Below are 21,759 nucleotides of genomic sequence, written 5' to 3' on the forward strand. Positions count from 1 at the left end.
TCGTAGTCTCACATAGATCATGCGTACGCCCTAACCGGGTTGCGGCTCGGCGCGTCGGACGGTTGAGTGCCGCTCGCTCCGTTGCGATGGCCACCAGTTTGCCCGTCCGAGCAGTGCCGCGATGGCCGGAACCGTGATGGTGCGGACCAAGAAGGTATCCAGCAAAATTCCGACACCGATCACGACACCGCCCTGGACCACGGTGCCAATGCTGGAGAACAACAGGCCGCACATCGAGGCGGCGAAAATCAGACCCGCCGCGGTGATCACACCGCCCGTCGAACTCAGCGTGCGAATAATGCTGTAGCGCATGCTCTGCGGCGATTCCTCACGCATTCGCGAAACCAGCAGCATGTTGTAGTCGGCTCCCACCGCGACCAGCACCACGAATGCCAGCGGCGGTACGCTCCAATGCAATTGCTGGCCCAGTAGGTATTGAAAGACGAGGACGCCGATACCGACTGCCGACAAATACGAAATGACCACGGAAGCAACCAGATACAGTGGCGCGACTATCGCACGCAGCAACGCGACCAAGGTCACCAGAACGACGAGCAGCGTAACCGCGATGATGAACCGGATGTCGTGTTGGTAGTAGTCACGGGTGTCCTTCAGGGCGACGGTGTACCCCGACATCGAAATCGTGGCGTCCGAGAGCGCGGTATTCGGCTGTGCTCCGCGAGCGGCCGCACTGATCGCACTGACCTGGTCCATGGCTTCGGTGCTGAACGGATTCAGTTTGGTTTGAACTAAATACCGCACCGAGTGGCCGTCCGGGGAAATGAATACCTTGGCGGCCTTCTGGAACTGTTCTAACTGCAGCAGCTGGGGCGGAATGTTGAATCCGGCCATTGCCGGTTGTGCCGCATCCCGTTTCAGCGAGAGCAGAAATGCCGCCGACTCGCTGAGCCCAGTGCCGAGCTGTTTGACTTGGTCGACGAGTTGCGCCACCGCATCGGCGACTTGCCGGCTCCCGCCGGCGAGCTTGTTTGCGCCATCCTGCACGCTGTTCAGATTTGCCTGCAGGCCGCCGGGTTTGTCCATCCCCATGGAGTGCATCACCTTGGTGAGCTTGCCCAACGCGGCACGCACGCGGTCCGTCGACGCTTTCAGCGCCTTCTTGTCCTGGTAGTCCTGCAGCTGGTGGGCCAAATCGTTGATCGCGTCGAGGTCGGCTTGATCGCGCGAACCAACCAGCTGCTCGAACGCTCCGCGGGTGGTGCTGCACGATTGATCGGCGTCGCAAACCGGGTTGCCCTGCAGCGCCGTCAACACCGGACCGATCCAGGCGAACACGTTCTTGGCCGCCGAGAAATTCCAGCCCATGGCATTGCTGAGCGAGTTGACATGGTCGACGAGCTGGGCGGCGATATCGACCTGCTTGACCAGGGCGTCGCCGCTGTACTGGCTCTTCGCCGACGAGAAGGCACTTTGCAACTCCTCGAGGCTGGCCGCGAGCTGGGTGACCTGGCCACGGACGTCACCGAGGCTGTTGGCCAGCGTGCCCGCCCCATTGACCAGCCGGTTGAGGTCATTGGTGTGGTCGTTGATCATGGTGGACCCGCCGGCCAGCAGGGTGCCGATAGCCCCCGCCTGATAGGTGGCCCGGAATTGTTCGGGCACGATTCCGGTGGGACGCGTAATACCGCTTACCGCAGCAATATTCGGCAATTGGCTGACCCGGTCGGCCATCTGCTCCAGGTCCGCGAGGGCTTTCGGTGTGCGAAGGTCATGCGGCGACTGGATGAGGATGTACTCCGGAATGGATTGATTCACCGGGAAATGACGATCCAGCGCGGCATAGCCAATCGAGCTCGGCGCCGACGAACTCAAGGCCTTGCGGTCGTCGTAGTTGTAGCGCACCAAGCCGGCGCAGCTGGCCAGGATGATCAGCACCAGCACACTGGCAACCAGATTGGCCCTGGGCCGGCGCACGATGCGGATGCCGGAACGTCGCCAGAACCGCGCGGTCAACTCGCGTCGTGGCTTGACCCAACCGCGGGGGCCCGCGAGCACCAGAATCGCCGGCAGCAACGTCAGCGCGGCGAGGAACGCCACGCCGACCCCGATCGCCGACGACGCGCCGACCGTTTTGAAGACTCCCATGCGAGCGAAGCTGATCAGCAGAAAAGTGATTCCGACGGTCGCCGCGGAGGCACCGATCACTTTTCCGATCGAGATCATTGATCGCCTGATCGCTTGATCGGAATCCGCACCGGACCGCAAGTAATCGTGATAGCGACTGATCAGAAAGACCGCGTAATCCGTTCCGGCACCGGCCATGATGGCGCTCAGAAATACGATCGACTGGTTCGAGACGCCCGAGCCGGTGAATTGGGAGTAACCCGCCACCACCGCCTGCGCGATTACCAGGGATATCCCGATCGTCAGCAACGGCAGCAGCATGGTGACCACGCTGCGATAAATCACCAACAGGACGATGAGCACCAGCACGGCGATCGCCAGCTCGATCGGAAGCCGATCCTTTTCGCCCGCGACGGTGAGGTCGGCGACGGTCGCCGCGGGGCCGGTGACGTTCACCGCCAACGGAGCTCCGGCGACCGAGCGTGCCACGATGTCGCTGATCCGGTTGAACGCGGCGTACGACTGTGGAGTGCCCAACTCACCGGCGACGCCGACCGGCAGCACCCAAGACTTGTGATCCTTGCTGGTCACGACCGAGCGCAGCGGCGGTGTGCTGATGAAATCCTGCACCATTACGACATCGCGGGTGTCCTGGCGCAGCGTATCCACCAGTTTGCGGTAAGCGGCTTCGTCGGCGGGGCCAAGCCCCTTGTCGTCGGTCAGAACCACCAATAGCAGGTCTTCTGAACCGGATTCGTGAAACGCCTTGGTCATCTCTCGAGCAGTGACGCTCGACGGTGCATCGGCGGGCAAGAGGGCCAGCGGGTGCTTCTGCGCCATCTCGCCCAGCGACGGCAAAGTCAGCGGCAGCGCGACCGCAACCGCGACCCACAGCCCGATCACGACCCAGGGCCACCGCACCACGAAATCGGCTAGCCGTCGCATATTGCCCTCGCCCCTGGTCGGCGCAATCGTGTGCGCCCGCCGGCGACGCTCGCCGGCGCTTTGTCGCGCCGCGCTAGTTCGCAGCGCGCCCGATCGAAATTCGCGCACCGCGGAAAACCCCTAGCCATCGGATGACCCACGCTACGCGACGCGCCCCCAGTGTCCGCTGCCAGCGACACGCTCGCACACAGACTTCATTGCCGCCATGTACCGGCCAACTGATTTCTGTGCAATCGGATTGTCGGGATGCATGATCGCCATGACCGTGCCTTCGCCGTACCGGAATACATAAATCGTCAGCTGATACGAATACCGACCGTCGGGATAGATTCCGATATTGTTGGCCAGGCCTAGGTCGGCCGCGGCGAGAACGGCGTTCAGTGGCGCGGCGCCGCCGTGAAAAAAGTTCGACACCGGAAAGTTCGGTCGTGGCCAGCTCAACCACGGCGCCAATTCCAATACGCGGTAGTAGGGCACTTTCGCCATGTCCAGACTTGAATCGAAAGAAGCCTGTGCAGCCCACGCGGCATCGCCGAATGAGGCGGCGGCGATGGGCACGGTGATCGGAATCAAGCCGGTGAACCAGCCTTGCGTCATCAAATTGTCCGCGGCTGTCCGGGAATCTCGGGGAGTAAGCCCGTAATACGTGAGCGCGCCGGTGAATTCATGCTCCAGCAGGGCGAAGCAGGCAAATAGGCCGCCGACGAAGCGCGCGCCGGCCGACTGGCAGGCCGATTCGAATCGCTCCGTCTGCGCTACATCCATCAGAAGTTCGGAGGCCATCGTGCTGCTACTCGACTCGCGCGGGTTACCCAGGGGGAGTGGGAATTCGGGAAACCCACCATTGTTGTTCTCCGCGAACTCAATCCACGCCCGCACCTCGGGCGAATCCAAGGTCAGTGTTGACGTGAATTCGCGTTCGCGGATGCAGAAATCATCGAAGCTGCCGGCATCGGGAAGCGCGAGTGCCTCACCGCCGCCGCTCAGCGCCGTGTACATCCCGTTGGCTTCCATCATCGTGGTGCCGATCAGCGTCGCGTCCCCGTGCACGTGGTCCATGGCCGCAAAGAATGTGAAGTGGCTCTCACTTTGGATGATCCCGAACGTGAAGCAGCCCCATTCCAGTGGGTCCGGGATGGACACGACATGAGCGCGTATCTCGTCCACGGTCATCTGACCGTGAGCGGTTGGGGTGAACTCGATATCGGCCGGATCGCGCAACGTATGCCGGACGAACTCTCCGCTGCCGGTGTGCTCGAACCAACTGCGGAACGTGTCGTGTCGGCGCAGGTAGGCGTTGACTGCGTGGTCCATCGCGGCGACATCACAAGTCCCAGGTAACTCACAGGTGGCGATGATCTGCCGGGAGAAATTCAGCCCCTCGGCCGCCCGTTCGCAGTAATTGCGAAGGTGTTGGCCCTGCATGTAGCTGACCGGTACGGAGCTGACGGGCGCCCGCCGGACCTTGTCCTTTGCCGCGTCGGTGGGGTGCCACGAGGTGACCGAGCCAGGGGTCAGCGTCCAATCGTCGAGTGCGCCGATCGTAATTTTCCCGATGCGCAAAACTACGTCCCCCTCGGTTAAAACGGTCCCGGTCCGGCCACTGGCGGCGACACCAAGATAACTCGCCCGGCGATCACCTCCGCAGCCATACGCGGCCCACCGCCTACACTCACTCAGGGATCCGACGGGCTGTTGTGACGATCGAACGGCCGGGCCAGAGACGCAGGGCGGCAGCCGCACTGACTGTCGTTACGCGGTGCGAGCACTGCAATTGCGGTGCTGGCCTTCGGAAAGTTGCTTCTGAAGCGCAATCGGGCCGGCGGGTGGGTCGAACCCTTCATCGGCCAGGGCAGGGGAGGTCAAGGACGTGGCATCCGTAGAAGATCTGAGCGAGCAGACCTCGGGTTTTGCGATTGTCGGCTACGCCGCCCGGTTTCCGGGTGCCGCGGATGCCGATGAATTCTGGGATGTGTTGCGGCACGGCCGGGATGCGATATCCGAGGTGCCGCAGGACCGCTGGGACGTCGACGAATTCTTCGACCCGGAACCCGGTGCGCCCGGAAAGGTCGTGACCCGCCGTGCGGGTTTCGTCGACGACGTGACGGGCTTCGACGCGCCGTTCTTCGGGATGTCGACGCGCGAGGTCAGGTTGATGGATCCGCAGCACCGGATGTTGTTGGAGACGGCATGGCGGGCGGTCGAGCATTCGGGCACCGCGCCAACGTCCCTGGCTAACAGCAACACTGGCGTCTTCGTCGGTTTGGCCACCCACGACTACCTGGGCATGGCATCCGACGAACTGACCTACCCCGAGATCGAGGCCTACATGGCCATCGGGACATCGAATGCCGCGGCAGCGGGCCGGATCAGCTATCGGCTGGGGCTGCAAGGGCCCGCGGTCGCGGTCGACACCGCGTGCAGCTCGTCGCTGGTGGCAATCCATCAGGCCTGCCAAGCCCTGCGCTTGGGAGAATGCGACCTCGCGCTGGCCGGCGGAGCGAACGTTCTGCTCACCCCGGCAACCATGATCACGTTCTCCAGCGCACACATGCTCGCACCGGACGGCCGGTGCAAGACGTTCGACGCGGCAGCGGACGGCTATGTACGCGGCGAGGGTTGCGGCGTCATCGTGATCAAGCGCCTCGACGACGCGATTCGCGATGGCGACCGGATTCGGGCCGTGATCCGCGGCAGCGCGATCAACCAGGACGGTGCGTCGGGCGGATTGACGGTCCCGAATGGCGTTGCCCAGCAACGGGTTATCGCCGAGGCGCTGAAGCGCGCCGACCTCGAACCCCACGATGTCGGGTATCTGGAGGCACATGGCACCGGGACGTCGTTGGGTGACCCGATCGAGGCCCAGGCCGCGGGTGCGGTGCTCGGCGCCGGACGCGAACCCAGCCAGCCGCTGCTGATGGGCTCGGTGAAGACAAACATCGGGCACTTGGAGGCTGCCGCGGGAATCGCCGGTGTGATCAAAGTCATTCTGTCGCTCGAAAACGAGTTGCTGCCGCAGCACCTGCACTTCGAGAACCCGTCCCCGCACATTCCCTGGGATCGGCTCGCGGTGCAAGTGGTCAAGGAGGCCACGGCCTGGGAACGCAACGGGCGCCCGCGCATCGCGGGAATCAGTTCATTCGGATTCGCGGGGACAAACGCTCACGTCATCGTCTCCGAAGCGCCCGAGCAACACGCGCAGCCTTTCGCGGCACCGGTCCCGATCGAGCAGTCCGGGGGCCGGCGGTTCAGCATTCTCCCGCTCTCGGCGCGAACACCCGCCGCGCTGGTGCGGCTCGCCGAGGAATACCGCAGCTGGATGAGCGCACACCCGGAGGCCACCCTGGCGGACGTGTGCCACACCGCCGGGACAGCGCGGGCACACTTGGAGCACCGCGCCGCGCTGGTGGTCAATTCGCGAGAATCCGCGATGGAGCTACTCGGCGCCCTCGCGGACGACCGCCCGGCACCCGGCTTGTTCCGCGGGGAATCCCATGACACGCCGAAGACGGCGTGGCTGTTCACCGGTCAAGGAAGCCAATGCCCCGGCATGGCCCGGGAGCTGTTCGACACCGAGCCCGTATTCGCCGAGACGCTGAATCGTTGCGCCGCAGCGGTCGACGACGTTCTCGAAAAGCCGCTGATCGAGTTGATTTTCGATAGGGACAGCCCGGACAGCGAAGCGACGCTGCGGCAGACGTCGTACGCACAGCCCGCGTTGTTCGCGGTCGAGATGGGCCTGGCCCGTCTTTGGCAGTCGTGGGGCTTCGAACCGGACGTCGTGCTGGGCCACAGTGTCGGCCAGTATTCGGCGGCCTGCGTCGCGGGCGTGCTCAATCTCGAGGACGGCGCCCGGCTGATGGCCGAACGCGGCCGCCTCTTTGGCAGTTTGCCCGCGGGCGGGCGGATGGTTGCGGTGTTTGCCGCCGCCGAGCGTGTCGAGAACCTGACCAACGAGTTCCCGACTCTGTCGGTCGCGGCCTACAACGGTGCGAACACCGTATTGTCCGGCCCCGCAGGCGATCTGGAACAAGCCGTGACCCCTCTGGCGGCTGACGGTGTCCGGTGTGACTGGCTCGACACCAGCCACGCATTCCACTCGGCGCTGCTCGACCCGATTCTGGACGAATTCGAGTGGTATGCGGATCAGTTCGAATTCGGTACACCGCAACGGATTCTGATCGACAATCGCACCGGCGCCGCGCTCGGCCGCAGCGTTAAGCTCGACGGTGCCTATTGGCGACGTCACGCACGTCAGCCGGTGCAATTCGCCAAGAGCGCGCGGACCCTGGCTGAGCTCAATTGCAAGGTGTTGCTGGAGATTGGCCCGCGACCCGTGCTCGCCGCAGCGGCGCTGAGTGCCTGGCCGGACCAAGCCGCCGCGCCGCGCGCGATCACGTCGCTGCGCCGAAACACCGCCGACCACCGACAGATCAGCGAAGCCGTTGCCGAGGCCTATGTTCTGGGCCACCTACCCGAATTCGACACCTTCCGTCGGGCGCACGCGCGAAAGCTCGACCTGCCGACCTATCCGTTCGAGCGCCGCCAGTACTGGTTTCGCGACAATCAGGATTCCGCCGGTCAACCGGCGCAGCTGCCCGCGCGTACCCAGGCCATCCGCCTGCTCGAGGACGGCCGGATCGAGGAGCTCGCGGCCCTGCTCGACGGCGCAAGCGATCATCGAACCGTCGATGTGCTCACTAAGCTTGCGGCACAGCACAACCACGAACGGACCAGCCAGTCCATCGCCGACGACCGTTACGAGATCCGCTGGGAGACAGTCACAGCGGATCACTGCGCCGCGCAAGCGGGCGAGGGATCCAGCTGGCTGCTGATCGGCGAGGAGTCCGCGGCGCTTGCGCCGTTGGTCGACGAGCTCATCGCACGGGGCCAGCGGCATCGGTTCCTCGGGTTGCCTGCTTCGGATGCCGACACCGAACAGCTCACGGTCGCGTTGCGCGCTGCCGCGGCAGAGGAGTCGACGCTGCGCATCGTTCATGTCGCGGCGGTCGATGCGGATGCGGCCTCGCAGATCGTGCCGTCGATGCAGTCACTGTTGCGGATGCAACACCGGATCCTGGCCGGGACGCGGCGGTTCTTCAGTGCCGCGGTCGCCGCCGACCTGCGTGCCCCGATCTGGCTGATAACCCGCCGCGCACAGCGAGTCACCGACGCGGACACCGTGGCGCCGGATCAGAGCTGCGTGTGGGGCTTCGGACGTGCTGCGTCGCTGGAGCATCCGCAGCTATGGGGCGGGCTGGCCGACCTGGCGCAGGGCACTGCCGCCGAGTGGGCTCGCTTGATCGACGGCATAACGACGCCCAGCGAGCTCAGCGAAGACCAAATCGCGCTGCGTGATCAAGCGGTCTACGTGCCCCGGCTGGTTCGGCGAGATGGGCAGCCGACCGGGACAGCGCTGGAATTGCGCGACGATGCAACATATTTGGTCACCGGCGGGCTGGGGTCGATCGGACTGGAAATCGCCGGCTATCTCGCCGCGCACGGCGCCAAACATCTGGTGCTGACCAGCCGGCGCCCCCCCGGCGAGGCCGCGCGGCAGCGAATCGATGCATTCGGCGAACAGTACGACTGCGAATTCCGGGTCGTTACCGCCGATGTCGCGGATGCGCACGACGTCGCCCGCCTGCTGGCGGGCGTGCGGGCCGAACTGCCACCGCTGGCCGGCATCGTCCATGCCGCGGGCGAGATCGGTACCACGCCGCTGAGCGGCGCCGACTTCGACTCTCATCAAGCCGAGGTCGATCGGGTCTTCGCTGGAAAAGTTTGGGGTGCTTGGCATTTGAGCCAAGCAGTGACCGACTTGCAGCTCGACTTCTTCATCAGCACCTCCTCGATCGCCTCGGTGTGGGGCGGATACGGTCAGACCGCCTACGGCGCGGCCAACGCATTCCTCGACGGGCTGGCCTGGCGCTTGCGCGAGCAGGGCACCGCCGGGATCAGCGTCAACTTCGGCCCCTGGTCGGCCGGTATGGCCGACGCGGAATCCCGTGCCCGACTGGATCAGCGCGGGGTCCGGACGCTGACACCCGCCGACGCCTTGGCGGGCCTGGCCGACGTCGTCGCGGCGTCGTCGGCTCAAGGTGTGGTGGCCCGGATCGACTGGACCCGTTTCCTGCCGCTCTACCAGCAGGCCGGCCGTCGGGCATTCCTGGCCGAATTGGACCGCGAGGTACCCGATGCGGCGCCGACCGTGCTGCCTTCTGGGAAGACACAACTGGTCGAGCGACTGGCGGGCGCGCCGGTACAGCAGCGCAAGAAACTGCTGACCGATTACCTGCGTGAAGCGGTGGCGGAGATCACGCGCGTGGACGCCGCGGAGATCCGCGAGGACGCGGGGTTCTTCGACCTCGGCATGGATTCGCTGATGGCCGTCGAATTGCGGCAGCGCATCGAGCAAGGCGTGGGCAAGCAGGTACCGGCCACCCTGGCGATGGACCACCCCCGGTTGTCCGACGTGGCCGACTACCTGCTCGGCGAGGTGCTCGGACTCGGCGGGCAGGCGGCGCCATCGAGCCCGCGGCCGGAGTCGGTGGTGACGCGGACCGACGAGCCGATCGCGATCGTCTCGGTGTCGTGCCGTTTCCCCGGTGCGCCCGACCCAGAAGCCTTCTGGGAGTTACTCTCCGGCGGTGTTGATGCAATCCGGGAGGTCCCGGAGGAGCGATTCGACATCGACGAGTTCTATGATCCCGATCCCGAGACGCCGGGCAAGACCTACACGCGGTTCGGTGGATTCCTCGATGAGATCGACGGATTCGATCCCGAATTCTTCGGCATCTCGCCGCGTGAGGCGGTCTGGATCGAGCCGCAGCAGCGGCTGATGCTCGAAACGGTCTGGGAGGGGCTGGAACGCGCCGGCTACTCACCGGGGGCGTTGCGCGGCAGCCGGACCAGCGTTTTCGCGGGGGTGGCGGCCAACGAGTATGCGCATCTACTGTCCGCCGAGCCGATCGACAAGATCGAGCCGTACTTCATCACCGGCAATGCGCTCAATGCCATCTCGGGTCGCGTTGCCTTTGCGCTGGGACTCGAAGGGCCGGCCGTGGCGGTCGATACCGCATGCAGTTCGGCCCTGGTGGCCGTGCATCAGGCCTGCCAGGCGTTGCATTCCGGTGACTGCGACCTAGCGGTGGCCGGCGGTGTGAACGTCTTGCTCTCCCCGGTGACGGTCATCGCGGCCTCGCGTGCGCGGATGCTTTCCCCGGTCGGTCGGTGCAAGACGTTCGACGCCTCCGCCGACGGCTATGTACGCAGTGAGGGCTGCGGAATTCTAGTGCTCAAGCGGCTGAGCGACGCGCAGCGCGACGGCGATCGGGTGCTGGCCGTGATTCCGGGCAGCGCGGTCAACCAGGATGGCGCATCCAGCGGACTGACGGTGCCCAACGGTGGTGCACAGCAACGACTTATCGGTGCTGCACTGACCCGGGCCGGTCTGGCCGGCGGGGATGTCGACTACCTCGAAGCGCACGGAACGGGTACCCCGCTGGGTGACCCGATCGAGGTGCAGGCGGCCGCGGCCGCCTACGGAGGCTCGCGTGACGCGGACCGGCCGCTGCTGATGGGATCGGTGAAGACCAATATCGGGCACACCGAATCGGCATCGGGGGCGGCGGGCCTGATCAAGGTCGTGTTGTCGCTACAGCACGAATTGCTGCCGCAGAGCCTGCATTTCGACACACCGTCGCCGCACATCCCATGGGACTCGCTGCCGGTGCGTGTGGTGGGCGAGTCGACGCCGTGGCGAGCCAACGGCAGGCCGCGACGCGCCGGCGTGAGTTCCTTCGGGTTCACCGGCACGAACGCGCACGTGCTGATCGAGGAGGCCCCCGCCGCGGCGGCATCACCCGCGCAGGATCTGCCGGAACCGGCGGACGACGCCGCGGTCACCGACACCCAGTCGGTCAATGTGCTGGCGCTGTCCGCCCGCTCACCGGAAGCACTGACGGCGCTGGCGCAGCGTTACGAGTCCTGGCTGAGCGAGCACCCGGATGTGGACCTCGCCGAGGTATGCCTCACCGCCGGGACGGGCCGGTCACACTTCGAGCATCGCGCCGCGCTGGTGGTGGATTCGGTCGAGGCTGCGCGCGACGGCCTGGCCGAGTTGGCCGAGAACCGGCTGCGGCCCGGTGCGGTACGTGACGAGCACACGCACCACCCGACGACGGCGTGGTTGTTCACCGGGCAGGGCAGCCAGTACCCGGGGATGGCGCGTGAATTGTTCGAATCCGAACCGGTGTTCGCCAAAACCGTGACACGGTGTGCGGACGCGGTCAAGGACATGCTGCCGCGTCCATTGCTTGAGGTGTTGTTCGCCACCGATCGCGAGGCTGGAGAAACACTGCGGCACACGTCGTTTGCCCAGCCTGCTTTGTTCGCCGTCGAGATGGGACTGGCGCGCCTGTGGCAGTCGTGGGGCATCGTGCCGGACGTGGTGCTGGGGCACAGCGTGGGCCAGTACGCGGCGGCATGTGTGGCAGGGGTTTTCAGTCTCGAGGACGGCGCCCGGCTGATGGCCGAGCGCGGCCGGATGTTCGGCAGTCTGCCCGAGGGCGGGCGCATGGTGGCGGTGTTCACCGACGCCAAGCACGTCGAGCATATTGCCGGTGAGTTCCCGCGGGTGTCGGTCGGCGCGTACAACGGACCCAACACCGTGCTCTCGGGACCGGCCGACGACCTCGAGCAGATCGTCGCCAAGTCCGGTGACGAGGGCATCCGCTGCACCTGGCTGGAGACCAGCCACGCTTTTCACTCGGAGCTGCTGGATCCCGTTCTCAACGAATTCGAGTCCTACGCAGCACAGTTGGAGTTCGCGGCCCCGACGCTGCCGTTGGTGTGCAACCGGACCGGCGCGGTGCTCACGACCCAGACCCCGCTCGACGCCGGGTACTGGCGGCGGCATTCCCGCCAGCCGGTGCAGTTTGCCGAAAGTGTGCGCACCGTGGCGGCGCTCGGCTGCTCGGTCGTGATGGAGATCGGTCCGCAGCCGGTGCTGACCGCGGCAGCGGTGCAGATCTGGCCGGAGCACCTGGCGGCACCGCGGGCGATCGTCTCGCTGCGGAAGGGTGTCGGCGATCGCCGTCAGATCGCCGACGCACTGGCGGCGACCTACATCAGTGGGCACCGACCCGATTTCGCCGCGCTGAATCGTCAGGCCCGTCGCCGACTCGAATTACCCACCTATCCGTTCCAGCGCCGCCGCTTCTGGCCGAAGTCGTCCGGGATCGCGGTCGATGGACCCGCGGTGTCCGGAATCCTGGGTAGCACAAAGGAACTCGCCTCCGGCGACTCGGTGTACACCAGCAGGCTGTCGGTCAAATCTCAGCCATGGCTTTGCGACCACGTCATCTACGGCACCGTAGTCGTCCCCGGAGCGACGTACGCGGCGATGGCCTTGGCCGCGGTCGGTACGCCGGCACGGGCGAAGGATGTCTTCTTTTACGAGCCGATCATCTTGCCCGAGAAGAGTTCTCGCGAGGTGCAGCTGACCTTGCACCCGCAGGAGGACGGCGACGGCTGGAAGTTCCAGGTGCACAGCCGTCCGTACGGCGAACGCGGTGCGGAGTGGTCGTTGAATGCCGAGGGTGCTGTGGTCGCCGGTGTCGGCGACGAGCAGGCCACCGAAGAAGCGGATCCCGTCGACGAAGCGATCGAGCGGCTGAACCGGATGCGGCCGCAGGAATTGTTCGAGACCTTTGCCGACTTGGAGTTGGCATGGGGTCCAACCTGGTCCGGCTCGCTGAAGTCGCTGTGGCTCGGTGACGGTGAGGCGATCGGCGACATCGTCGTCGGCGAAGAACTCGCCGAACAACTCGGCGCCGAGCCGATGCACCCGGTGCTGATGGACCTTTGCACCGGTGTCGCGTTCCCCGCGTTCCCCGCACTTCTGGCGGCCGAGCAGGGCGTCAACGATCTGTTCCTGCCGCTGCGGTACGGGCAGGTGACGCTGCGCGAGAAGATGCCGCGACGGTTCTACTGCCGCGCGAAGTGGCACACCAGCGCCCTCGACAGCGAAACCCAGGTCTTCGACCTCGAATACATCGATCGAGATGGTCGGCAGCTGGGCGGGATTCGCGACTTCACGGTCAAGCGTGCACCCCGCGAGGCCCTGCTGCGCGGTCTGGGCGGCGACGCCACCAGGCTGCTCTACACCCTCGGCTGGCACGAGGTGCCGTCCCCGGCACCGGACCAGGACGCCGCCGTTGCGAACGGCACCTGGCTGATTGCGGGTTTCGACGAGCTTGCCGCGAACGTACCCGGGTGTATCCCGTTCGACCGCAACACCGATCCGGAGCCGTTGGGACGGGTGTTGGCACAGGCTCACGAGCGTGGCCTGCCGTTCTCCGGTGTGGTCTGGCGCAGCGCTGCGCCGAACGGAACAGATATCGCCGCGCGGGTCGAGACCGAAATCGCCAACCTGCTCAGCGCCGTGCATACGGTGCAAAGTGGTGAGGTGAAACTGCCTGGCGGCCTGTGGATCATCACCGAGCGTGCCGTGGCCACCGAATCCGGCGAGCCGGTCGACCCGGGGCAGGCGGCGCTGTGGGGATTCGGGCGCACCACGATCAACGAGGAACCGGCGCTGCGCTGCAAGCTCGTCGATTGCGACGGATCCGAGGAGGCGGTGCGGGCACTGGCCGGTCTGATTTCCACACCGGTCGACGAACCGGAACTGGCTCTGCGGCAGGGGAAGTTGCTGGCCTCGCGGTTGCTGCCGTGGGCGCGCAGTGGCCATCTCACGGTGCCACGCTCGTCGGACTACGTGCTGGCGCCCACCGAACGCGGTGCGATCGACAATCTGCGGCTGACCGAGGCGGAGGTGCCCGCGCCGGACGACGGCTACGTGCAGGTGCGGGTGGAGGCCGCCGGCCTCAACTTCCGGGACGTACTCAACGTCCTGGGCCTCTACCCGGGTGACCCGGGCCCGATCGGCGGGGACTTCGCCGGAACCGTTACCCAATTAGGCGGTGGTGTAACAGGACTCGAGGTCGGTCAGCGCGTCTACGGCTTCATGCAGGGCGCATTCGCCAGCCGGTTCAATGTGCCGGCCCAGCTGCTGGCGCCGATTCCCGCCGGCCTGAGCGCGGTGGACGCGGCGACGATTCCCGCCGCGGCATTGACGGTCCGGCTCGCGTTCGACTGGGCGCAAGTGCGGCCCGGCGATCGTGTGCTCATTCACGCCGCCAGTGGCGGTGTCGGCCTGGCCGCGATCCAGATGGCACAGCAGTGCGGTGCCACGGTCTTCGCCACGGCCAGCACGTACAAACGCGCGACGCTGCGCAAGTTGGGCGTGAAGCACGTATACGATTCGCGCACAACTGATTTCGCCGACCAGATCCTAGCCGATACTGGCGGCGCCGGCGTCGACGTGGTGCTCAACAGCCTGACCAACGAGGGTTTCCTCGAGGCGACCGTGCGGGCCACCGCCAAGAACGGCCGGTTCGCCGAGATCGCCAAACGCGACATCTGGACGCCCGAGCAGATGGCGGCGGTCCGCCCGGACATCGCTTACGAGATCGTGGCGCTGGACACGGTGACCTTCCAGGAGCCCGAGCGGATTCGCGGCTTGTTGACCGAAGTGTCGGAGGGACTGGGCAAGGGCGAGTGGACGCCACTGCCCGCCGAGATCTACCCGCTCACCGAGGCGAGGGCCGCGTTCCGTCGCATGCAGCAGGCGCGGCACATCGGAAAGATCGTGGTGCAGATTCCGAATCGGTTGCAACCGAAGGCCGATCGGAGCTATCTGATCACCGGCGGGCTGGGCGCGATCGGCCTGCACACGGCGTCGTATCTGGCCCAACTCGGGGCCGGTGACATCGTGTTGACCAGCCGGCGCGCGCCCGACGCGGACGCGCTGCGCGCTATCGAGGAGATCGGCGAACGCTCCAAGTGCCGAGTCCATGTGTTCGCGGCCGACGTCGGCGACGAGTCCGAGGTTGAGAAGCTGTTGGAGCGAATCCGCGCGGAACTACCGCCGCTCGCGGGTGTGGCCCATTTGGCGGGCGTGCTCGATGATGCGCTGCTGTCCGAGCAAAGTCTCGAGCGATTCCGAACGACGTTGGCGCCCAAGGCGTTCGGCGCTTGCCACTTGGACAAGTTGACGAAGGACGACGAGCTGGACTTCTTCATCGTGTCCTCCTCGGTGTCCAGCCTGTTCGGTTCACCGGGTCAGTCCAACTACGCGACCGCCAATGCGTTGCTTGACGGCCTGGTTGCGCAACGACGGGCCCGGGGCCTGCCAGCCACCGGGGTCAACTTCGGTCCGTGGGCGCAGGGCGGCATGGCCTCGTCGGAAGCGGCGATCGCCAATATCACTGCCCAGGGCCTGATTCCGCTGGAACCGTCGGCGGCGCTGAACGCTCTCGCCGAGGTCGTCGCCAACGGCACCGGGCAGGTCACCGTCCTCAAGGCCAATTGGCAGCGTGCCGCCAAGGTGCTGGGCAGTTCGCGTCCACCGATCCTCGACCTGGTGTTGCCCAGCGCCGTCGGGGAGGTGACCGGCGACAGTGAGTTGCTCAAGCAACTGATGGAGGTACCGGTGCCGCAGCGGGCGGGTTTCGTGACCGAGTTCCTGCAGCGCGAGGTGCAGAACTTCCTGCGGCTCGCGCAGCCGCCGGCCGCGACCAGTCGATTCCTGGACCTGGGTACGGATTCGCTGATGGCGATCGAATTGCGCAACCGCTTGCACAGTCAGTTCGGCGGCAAGTTCACGATCAACGCCACCGCGGTGTTCGACTATCCGACCATCGGGGGCCTGGCCGAGTACCTCGTCGCTCAGCTGCCCGACGCCCAAGCGGCACCACAGGACGCGGGACCGGTTACGACGCCGTCCGAGGAAGCGGAACTGGAATCGCCGCCCGCGGAAACGGATTTGCTCGCGGAGGAGCCGGAATCGGACGAGGAGCGAGAGGCGAGCTGAGCTGGCGAGTCAGGGCGCTGAAGGGTACCGGCCGTGATTTCCGACGGCTCGCCGGCATCGTTGACTATCCGTAGTCCGAGCGATGACGACTGGCCTGCGATGGACCTGTTGGAGGCGGCGAGTTTCGGCAACCCCATGGCTTCCGAGCTGACCGTGTGGCGATCCTTGTTGATCGCCGACGGTGCTGTCGTGGCCTGCGACGGCTCGGATGTAGTGGGGATGGCGCTGGCGGTGGATCTGCGGATGACGGTGCCGGGCGGAGCGGAGCTTTCGACTGCTGGCCTGACTTGCGTCGCGGTCGCACCCACACATCGGCGACGTGGAGCACTGCGTGCGATGTGCGCCGAATTGCACCGGCGCATAGCAATTTCTGGTCGTCCAATGGCGGCGCTGTACGCCACCGAGGGCGGTATTTATGGCCGGTTCGGCCACGGTCCCGCCACTGTGGTCCACGAATTCGCCGTTGAGCGACGTTTCGCCGAATTCCATGCTGACGTGCCCCGCGTTGACGGGGTCCGCTTGGTCCGGCCCGCGGAGCGCCGCCGCGAGTTGGCGGCAATCCACGACCGCTGGCGTCAGCAGGTGCCGGGCGGGCTGGCGCGCACAGCGGCGCTGTGGGACTTGCTACTGGCCGAAACTAAAGCCTTCGCGTTGCTGCATCCCGACGGCTATGTGCTCTACCAGGTGGACGAAATGAATCCGAGGGTGGTTCAGGTCGCCGAGTTCAAAGCGTTGACCTCCGACGCACACATTGCGTTGTACCGCGTGCTGTTTGGGCTCGACCGAATGGAACAGGTGATCATTCCTACCCATCCGGACGACGCGATGCCGTACTTGTTGACCGATCCTCGGGTGGCGCGCACGAGCGGGCGCAGGGATGCAGTCTGGCTACGCATCATGGATGTGGCCGTCGCCCTCGAGGCACGCACCTATGATGCGGATCTTACGGTGGTGCTTGATGTTTCGGGCAGCGGGCGGTTCGCGCTCGAGATTCGTGACGGCCACGCTCGCTGTACTCCGACCGACGAGACCGCCGAAGTCGGGTTGGATCAAGACGTCCTAGGCAGCCTGTACCTGGGCGCGCACCGTGCGTCGACACTTGCCGCAGCGAACCGATTGCGCAGCAAGGATTCGCACCTGCTGCGTCGCCTCGACGCTGCGTTTGCTACCGATGTCCCGGCCGCGGCCGGGCTAGCGTTCTAACTAGAGCCGGGCCAAGTCGTAGTCGCCGAGGTGGTCGATCAGGTTGTGCACGTGATCGCCCGAGGTGCCTAGGGTGTGCTCGATCGCGGTGAGCCGGGCCGCGTAGTGGCTCACCGGGTATTCCGCCGTCACGCCGATTCCGCCGTGCATCTGGATCGACTCCTGCGCGATGTGGCGACCCGACCGGCCGATCTGCAGCTTGGCCCGCGACGCGATCAACGGGTCGAGGTTGCCGTCGGCGATCGACATCGCGGCGTACAGGCTCATGCTGCGGGCCATTTCCAGCGACACATACATGTCGGCGGCCCGCTGGGTGAGCGTCTGAAATTTGTTGAGCGTGACGCCGAACTGTTTGCGGGTCTTGAGGTAATCGGTGGTCAGCCGCAGCGCTTCCTCCATCGCCCCGAGCGCTTCGGCGCACAGCCCCGACTGGATGCGAACGATCGCACCGCTGATCGCACCCGACGCGTCGACCGCCTCGCCCAGTGGTTCGGCGGGTGTGCCGTCCAAGTCGATCTGCGCGCCGCGCTGCCCGTCGAAGGTCCGGAAGGGGTGACGGGTGACCGCGTTGGCGTCGACCAGGAACAGGCCGGTGCCGCCGTCCGGCAACGCGGCGCTGACCACCAACGCGTCGGCGCAGTCCCCGGCGAGCACGGGGTTCTTAGCTCCGGTCAAGGCCCATGAATCACCCTGCCGCGCAGCCTGAGTCGTGACCGTCGTGGTCGGCTTGCGGTGGCCGGGCTCCAGGTGGGCGAAGGCCAGCAGCCGTTGACCCGCCGCCACCTCGTCGAGCTGTTCCTTCTGGGCGTCGGTGCCCAGCTCGGCGATCAACCCACCCGGGGCCAGCGCGGCGTGCAGGATCGGCTCGGGGGCCAACCGCCGCCCGGCCTCGGTGAGCACGACCATGATCTCGAGCTGGCCGGCCTCCTCCGGGTCGAAACCCAGGCCGAGAATTCCGGTGTCGGCGAGCTGATTCCAGACCTCACGGCTCCAGCCGAGATCGGAGCCGATCACCTTGTTGCGGCTTTCCGGGTCGTAGGCGCGGGATAGCAGATCGCGCGTCGTGTCGCGTAGCAGGCTCTGCTCGTCGTTCAACTGAAAGTCCATGGCTGCCTCACAATCCCAGAATGGTGGACGCGATGATGTTGCGCTGCACCTCGCTGCTGCCGCCGTAGATCGACGTCTTGCGGTAGTTGAGGTAACGCGGCGCGCTGTGTTGTGCCCAGTCCGGGGAAGCGATGCCGTCGCCGTCGGCGGGCAGCGCGTCCGGGCCGGCCACTTCGACCAGTAGCTCGGTGGCGATCTGCTGCAATTGGCTGCCGCGCAGTTTGAGCACCGACGACGCCGGGTTGGGCTGCCCGTCCGCGGAATCCGTCACCACCCGTGACTGGGTGAGTTCCAGTGCCAGCAGCTCGTTTTCGGCCTCGGCCAGCCGGGCCGCGAACAGGGGGTCGTCGAGCACCCCGACTTCGGCCGCGTACTTCTTCACCTCGGCGAGGCGCACCTTCGTCCGCCCCACGCCGGCGATGCCGGTGCGCTCGTTGCCCAGCAGGAACTTCGCGTACGTCCAGCCCTGATTCTCTTCTCCGACAAGCTGATTGGCGGGCACGCGAACGTCGGAGAAGAACAACTCGTTGACCTCGTGGCCGCCGTCGATCGTCTTGATGGGCCGCACGGTGATGCCCGGAGTTTTCATGTCGAACAGCAGGAAGGAGATACCGGCCTGGCGCTTGGGCGCCTGCGGGTCGGTGCGGACCAGGCAGAAGATCCAGTCGGCGTACTGGCCGAGCGTCGTCCATGTCTTCTGGCCGTTGACGACGTAGCTGTCGCCGTCCCGCACCGCCGTGGTGCGCAGCGACGCCAGGTCGGAGCCGGCCTCGGGCTCAGAAAAGCCCTGACACCACCAGATGTCGAGGCTGGCCGTCGGCGGCAGGAAGCGTTCCTTGATCTCCTGAGACCCGAACTCGGCGATCACCGGGCCCACCATCTTGGTGTTGAAGTTCAGTGGCTCCGGGACGCACGCCAATTGCATCTCGTCGGCCCAGATCTGGTGCTGAGTGGGCGTCCAGTCCTTGCCGCCCCACTCGACCGGCCAGCTCGGTACCGCCAGGCCGTGTTCGTGCAGGATTTTGTGGCTGGTTACGACGTCGTCGTGGACGACTTCCGCCGAACCCCGGCGTACCCGATCGCGCATCTCCTGCGGAATCTTGGTGGTGTAGATGGTGCGGAGCTCGTCGCGGAATGCGGCTTCCTCCGGCGTCAGCGCCAGTTGCATTGCAGACTCCTTTGCCTGGGTCGAGCGTGGCGACCGCTTTTTGCGACGGATGGGCGATCCCGTGCGGTCGTGCGCTCCGAGTTCCATCTTGACCCATCCGGCGCTGTGCTTGTGCACAGCCTCCGGTTAATCCACAGCAAGCGATGCAGACGCCGACGGTCGGGCCGTTACGGCGGTCGGCGCCCCTACCGTCGGCGCATGCGAACAGAACAACCCGGCGAGCGACTGCACCGGCGGCTCGGCGCCGCCCCGGATGCCGATGTGCGAGCCGAGGAACCGGGCCCGGACGCACCCGATGAGGATCAGAACTCGTTGCTGCCGCGCTGGCTTCCCGACGCGTCGGAGGGCGGGAGCTGGCGGGCCCGGCTGCGGGCCGATCCGGGCCGCGCCGGCGCGGTCGCGTTAGCGGTGGTGGCCGCCCTGGCGGTGCTGATCACGATCTTCACCCTGGTCCGTGACCACCCTGCGCCGGTGATGTCGGCGAAACTGCCGCCGGTCGAAAAGGCGAGCTCCAAAACGTCGGCGAGCGTCGGCCCGGACCGGCCGGTAGTGGTCAGCGTGGTGGGGCTGGTGCACAAGCCCGGGCTGGTCACGTTGACGCCCGGCGCGCGGATCGCCGACGCGGTGCAAGCCGCCGGGGGTGCGATGGACGGCGCCGACACCATCGGACTGAACATGGCGCGCCCGCTCGGAGACGGCGAGCAGATCGTGGTCGGGCTGGCGCCCGTGTCGGGGCACCCCGCGCTGGGCAGCTCGGTGGCCGGTGCGACTCCGGCTACCAAGACGCCGGCACCGACGGGGCCGGTCAAGGGATCGGCCCGGCCGAAACCCGGCGAGGTGCTCGACCTGAATACCGCGACCGTGGAGCAGCTGGACGACCTGCCCGGGGTCGGGCCGATCACCGCGGCCGCGATCCTGCGGTGGCGGCAGGCCAACGGCAAGTTCACCAGCGTCGACCAGCTCGCCGACGTCGATGGCATCGGGCCGTCGCGACTGGACAAGCTGCGCGCCCTGGTCCGTGTCTGACAGCGTCGCGCCGCGAATCTCCTCGGAGCTCGCTCGCCTCGATGTGCGGCTGGTCCCGGCCGCACTCACCGGCTGGATCGTCACTGCCGCCGGGATCGTATGGCCGGTTGGCCGCGCGCTGGGCGTGTGCTGCGTCGCGTTGGTCGCCGTGGCAGGGGTGCTGGCCCGCTACCCGGTGTGCGGAGGGCTTCCGCGGCCGCGGGCCGTCGGTGCCGGTCTGGCGGCGATCGGAGTGGTCGGCGTGGGGTTCGGATTCGCGATCGCGCTGCGCGCCGACGCGGTGGCGCGCCACCCGATCACCGCGGCGTTCGGGACGGTGGCGCCGGCGGCGCTGTTGCCGGCGCTGGTCCTCGGCGACACCTCGGGGCTCACGGCCGACACCGGCCGGGAATTCCGGGCCGCCGGCATGACGCACCTGACGGCCGTTTCGGGAGCCAACGTCACGATCGTGTGCGCGGCGGTGCTGTTCTGCGCGCGGCTGATCGGCCCGCGGGCGGCCGTGCTGCTCGCCGCGCTGGCGTTGGTGGCATTCGTGATCGTCGTCCAGCCCACGGCAAGTGTGTTGCGGGCGGCGGTGATGGCCGCCATCGCGCTGGCGGGCATGCTGACTTCGCGCCGGCGACAAGCGATTCCGGCGTTGTCGGCCACCGTCCTGATACTGCTCGCGGTGGCTCCCCAACTGGCCGTCGATGCCGGCTTCGCGCTGTCGGTGCTGGCGACCGGCACGCTGATCGTCGTCGCGCCGGTCTGGTCGCGGCGCCTGGCGGCCAAAGGTTGGCCCAAGCCGCTGGCGGACGGGCTCGCGGTCGCGTTGGCCGCGCAGGTGGTCACCGCGCCGCTGGTTGCCGGTATCTCGGGCCGGTTCAGCCTGGTGGCCGTGGCCGCCAACCTGGCCGCGGCACCCGTCATCGCGCCCATCACCGTGCTGGGCAGTGCGGCGGCCGTGCTGTGCATGCTGTGGCCGCCGGGTGCACAGCTGCTGATGCGTTTCACCGGCCCGGAGGTGTGGTGGGTGTCAACGGTGGCACACGTCGCGGCCGGTGCGCCCGCCGCGACCGTGCCGGTGCCCGACGGCGTGGCCGGTGTGCTGCTCGTCGGTTGTGCCACCGCACTGCTGCTGACGCTGTCGACGGTGCTGTGGCGGCGCGCCTGGTTTCGCGCTTCGACCCGGGTGGCCGGGCTGGCCGCGGTGGCGTGCGCGCTGGCCTGGTCGGCATCGGAGCTGCTGGATCCCCGAGCGGATTGGTCGGCCCTTCGTGACACCATCGTGGGGTGAGCGAGGCTTCGC

The 21,759-nt window shown here is 66.7% G+C and carries 8 protein-coding genes; 4 read left to right on the forward strand and 4 right to left on the reverse strand.

Annotated features, from left to right (window positions below):
* Positions 1–30: 30 nt before the first annotated feature.
* Positions 31–3,030: an MMPL/RND family transporter gene (locus G6N54_RS27445; protein ID WP_179969131.1), complete on the reverse strand. Its 3,000-nt coding sequence runs from the start codon at positions 3,028–3,030 to the stop codon at positions 31–33.
* Between the two features lie 141 nt (positions 3,031–3,171).
* Positions 3,172–4,593: a condensation domain-containing protein gene (locus tag G6N54_RS27450; protein ID WP_163795034.1), complete on the reverse strand. Its 1,422-nt coding sequence runs from the start codon at positions 4,591–4,593 to the stop codon at positions 3,172–3,174.
* A gap of 307 nt (positions 4,594–4,900) precedes the next feature.
* On the opposite strand from G6N54_RS27450, the gene G6N54_RS27455 reads away from it, so the two are divergent.
* Together G6N54_RS27455 and G6N54_RS27460 are read left to right on the forward strand one after the other, a co-directional pair.
* Complete coding sequence (locus G6N54_RS27455; protein WP_163793730.1) at positions 4,901–15,967, forward strand: type I polyketide synthase; 11,067 nt, start codon at positions 4,901–4,903, stop codon at positions 15,965–15,967.
* A gap of 36 nt (positions 15,968–16,003) precedes the next feature.
* Positions 16,004–17,170 carry a GNAT family N-acetyltransferase gene (locus G6N54_RS27460; RefSeq protein WP_264078330.1) on the forward strand — a complete coding sequence of 389 codons (1,167 nt, stop codon included), beginning with the start codon at positions 16,004–16,006 and terminating at the stop codon, positions 17,168–17,170.
* On the opposite strand, the gene G6N54_RS27465 is transcribed toward G6N54_RS27460, so the two are convergent.
* Entirely contained in the window at positions 17,171–18,277 is a 1,107-nt protein-coding gene (locus G6N54_RS27465; RefSeq protein ID WP_163793732.1) for an acyl-CoA dehydrogenase family protein, read from the reverse strand.
* Between the two features lie 7 nt (positions 18,278–18,284).
* Entirely contained in the window at positions 18,285–19,445 is a 1,161-nt protein-coding gene (locus G6N54_RS27470; protein WP_163793734.1) for an acyl-CoA dehydrogenase family protein, read from the reverse strand.
* A 198-nt stretch (positions 19,446–19,643) separates the two neighbouring features.
* On the opposite strand from G6N54_RS27470, the gene G6N54_RS27475 reads away from it, so the two are divergent.
* Together G6N54_RS27475 and G6N54_RS27480 are read left to right on the forward strand one after the other, a co-directional pair.
* Positions 19,644–20,471 (forward strand): ComEA family DNA-binding protein, encoded by an 828-nt coding sequence (locus tag G6N54_RS27475; protein WP_163793737.1) that lies wholly within the window; start codon positions 19,644–19,646, stop codon positions 20,469–20,471.
* 16 nt (positions 20,472–20,487) lie between these two features.
* A complete protein-coding gene (locus tag G6N54_RS27480) occupies positions 20,488–21,747 on the forward strand; it encodes a ComEC/Rec2 family competence protein (protein ID WP_408632604.1) in 1,260 nt (419 codons plus the stop codon).
* Positions 21,748–21,759 lie beyond the last annotated feature (12 nt).

Source organism: Mycobacterium stomatepiae, from assembly GCF_010731715.1.
Taxonomy (GTDB): domain Bacteria; phylum Actinomycetota; class Actinomycetes; order Mycobacteriales; family Mycobacteriaceae; genus Mycobacterium; species Mycobacterium stomatepiae.

Coding starts and splice junctions, on each gene's coding strand:
- G6N54_RS27475 (WP_163793737.1), top strand. CDS start 19,644: ATGCGAACAGAACAACCCGGCGAGCGACTGCACCGGCGGCTCGGCGCC.
- G6N54_RS27465 (WP_163793732.1), bottom strand. CDS start 18,277: ATGGACTTTCAGTTGAACGACGAGCAGAGCCTGCTACGCGACACGACG.
- G6N54_RS27445 (WP_179969131.1), bottom strand. CDS start 3,030: ATGCGACGGCTAGCCGATTTCGTGGTGCGGTGGCCCTGGGTCGTGATC.
- G6N54_RS27470 (WP_163793734.1), bottom strand. CDS start 19,445: ATGCAACTGGCGCTGACGCCGGAGGAAGCCGCATTCCGCGACGAGCTC.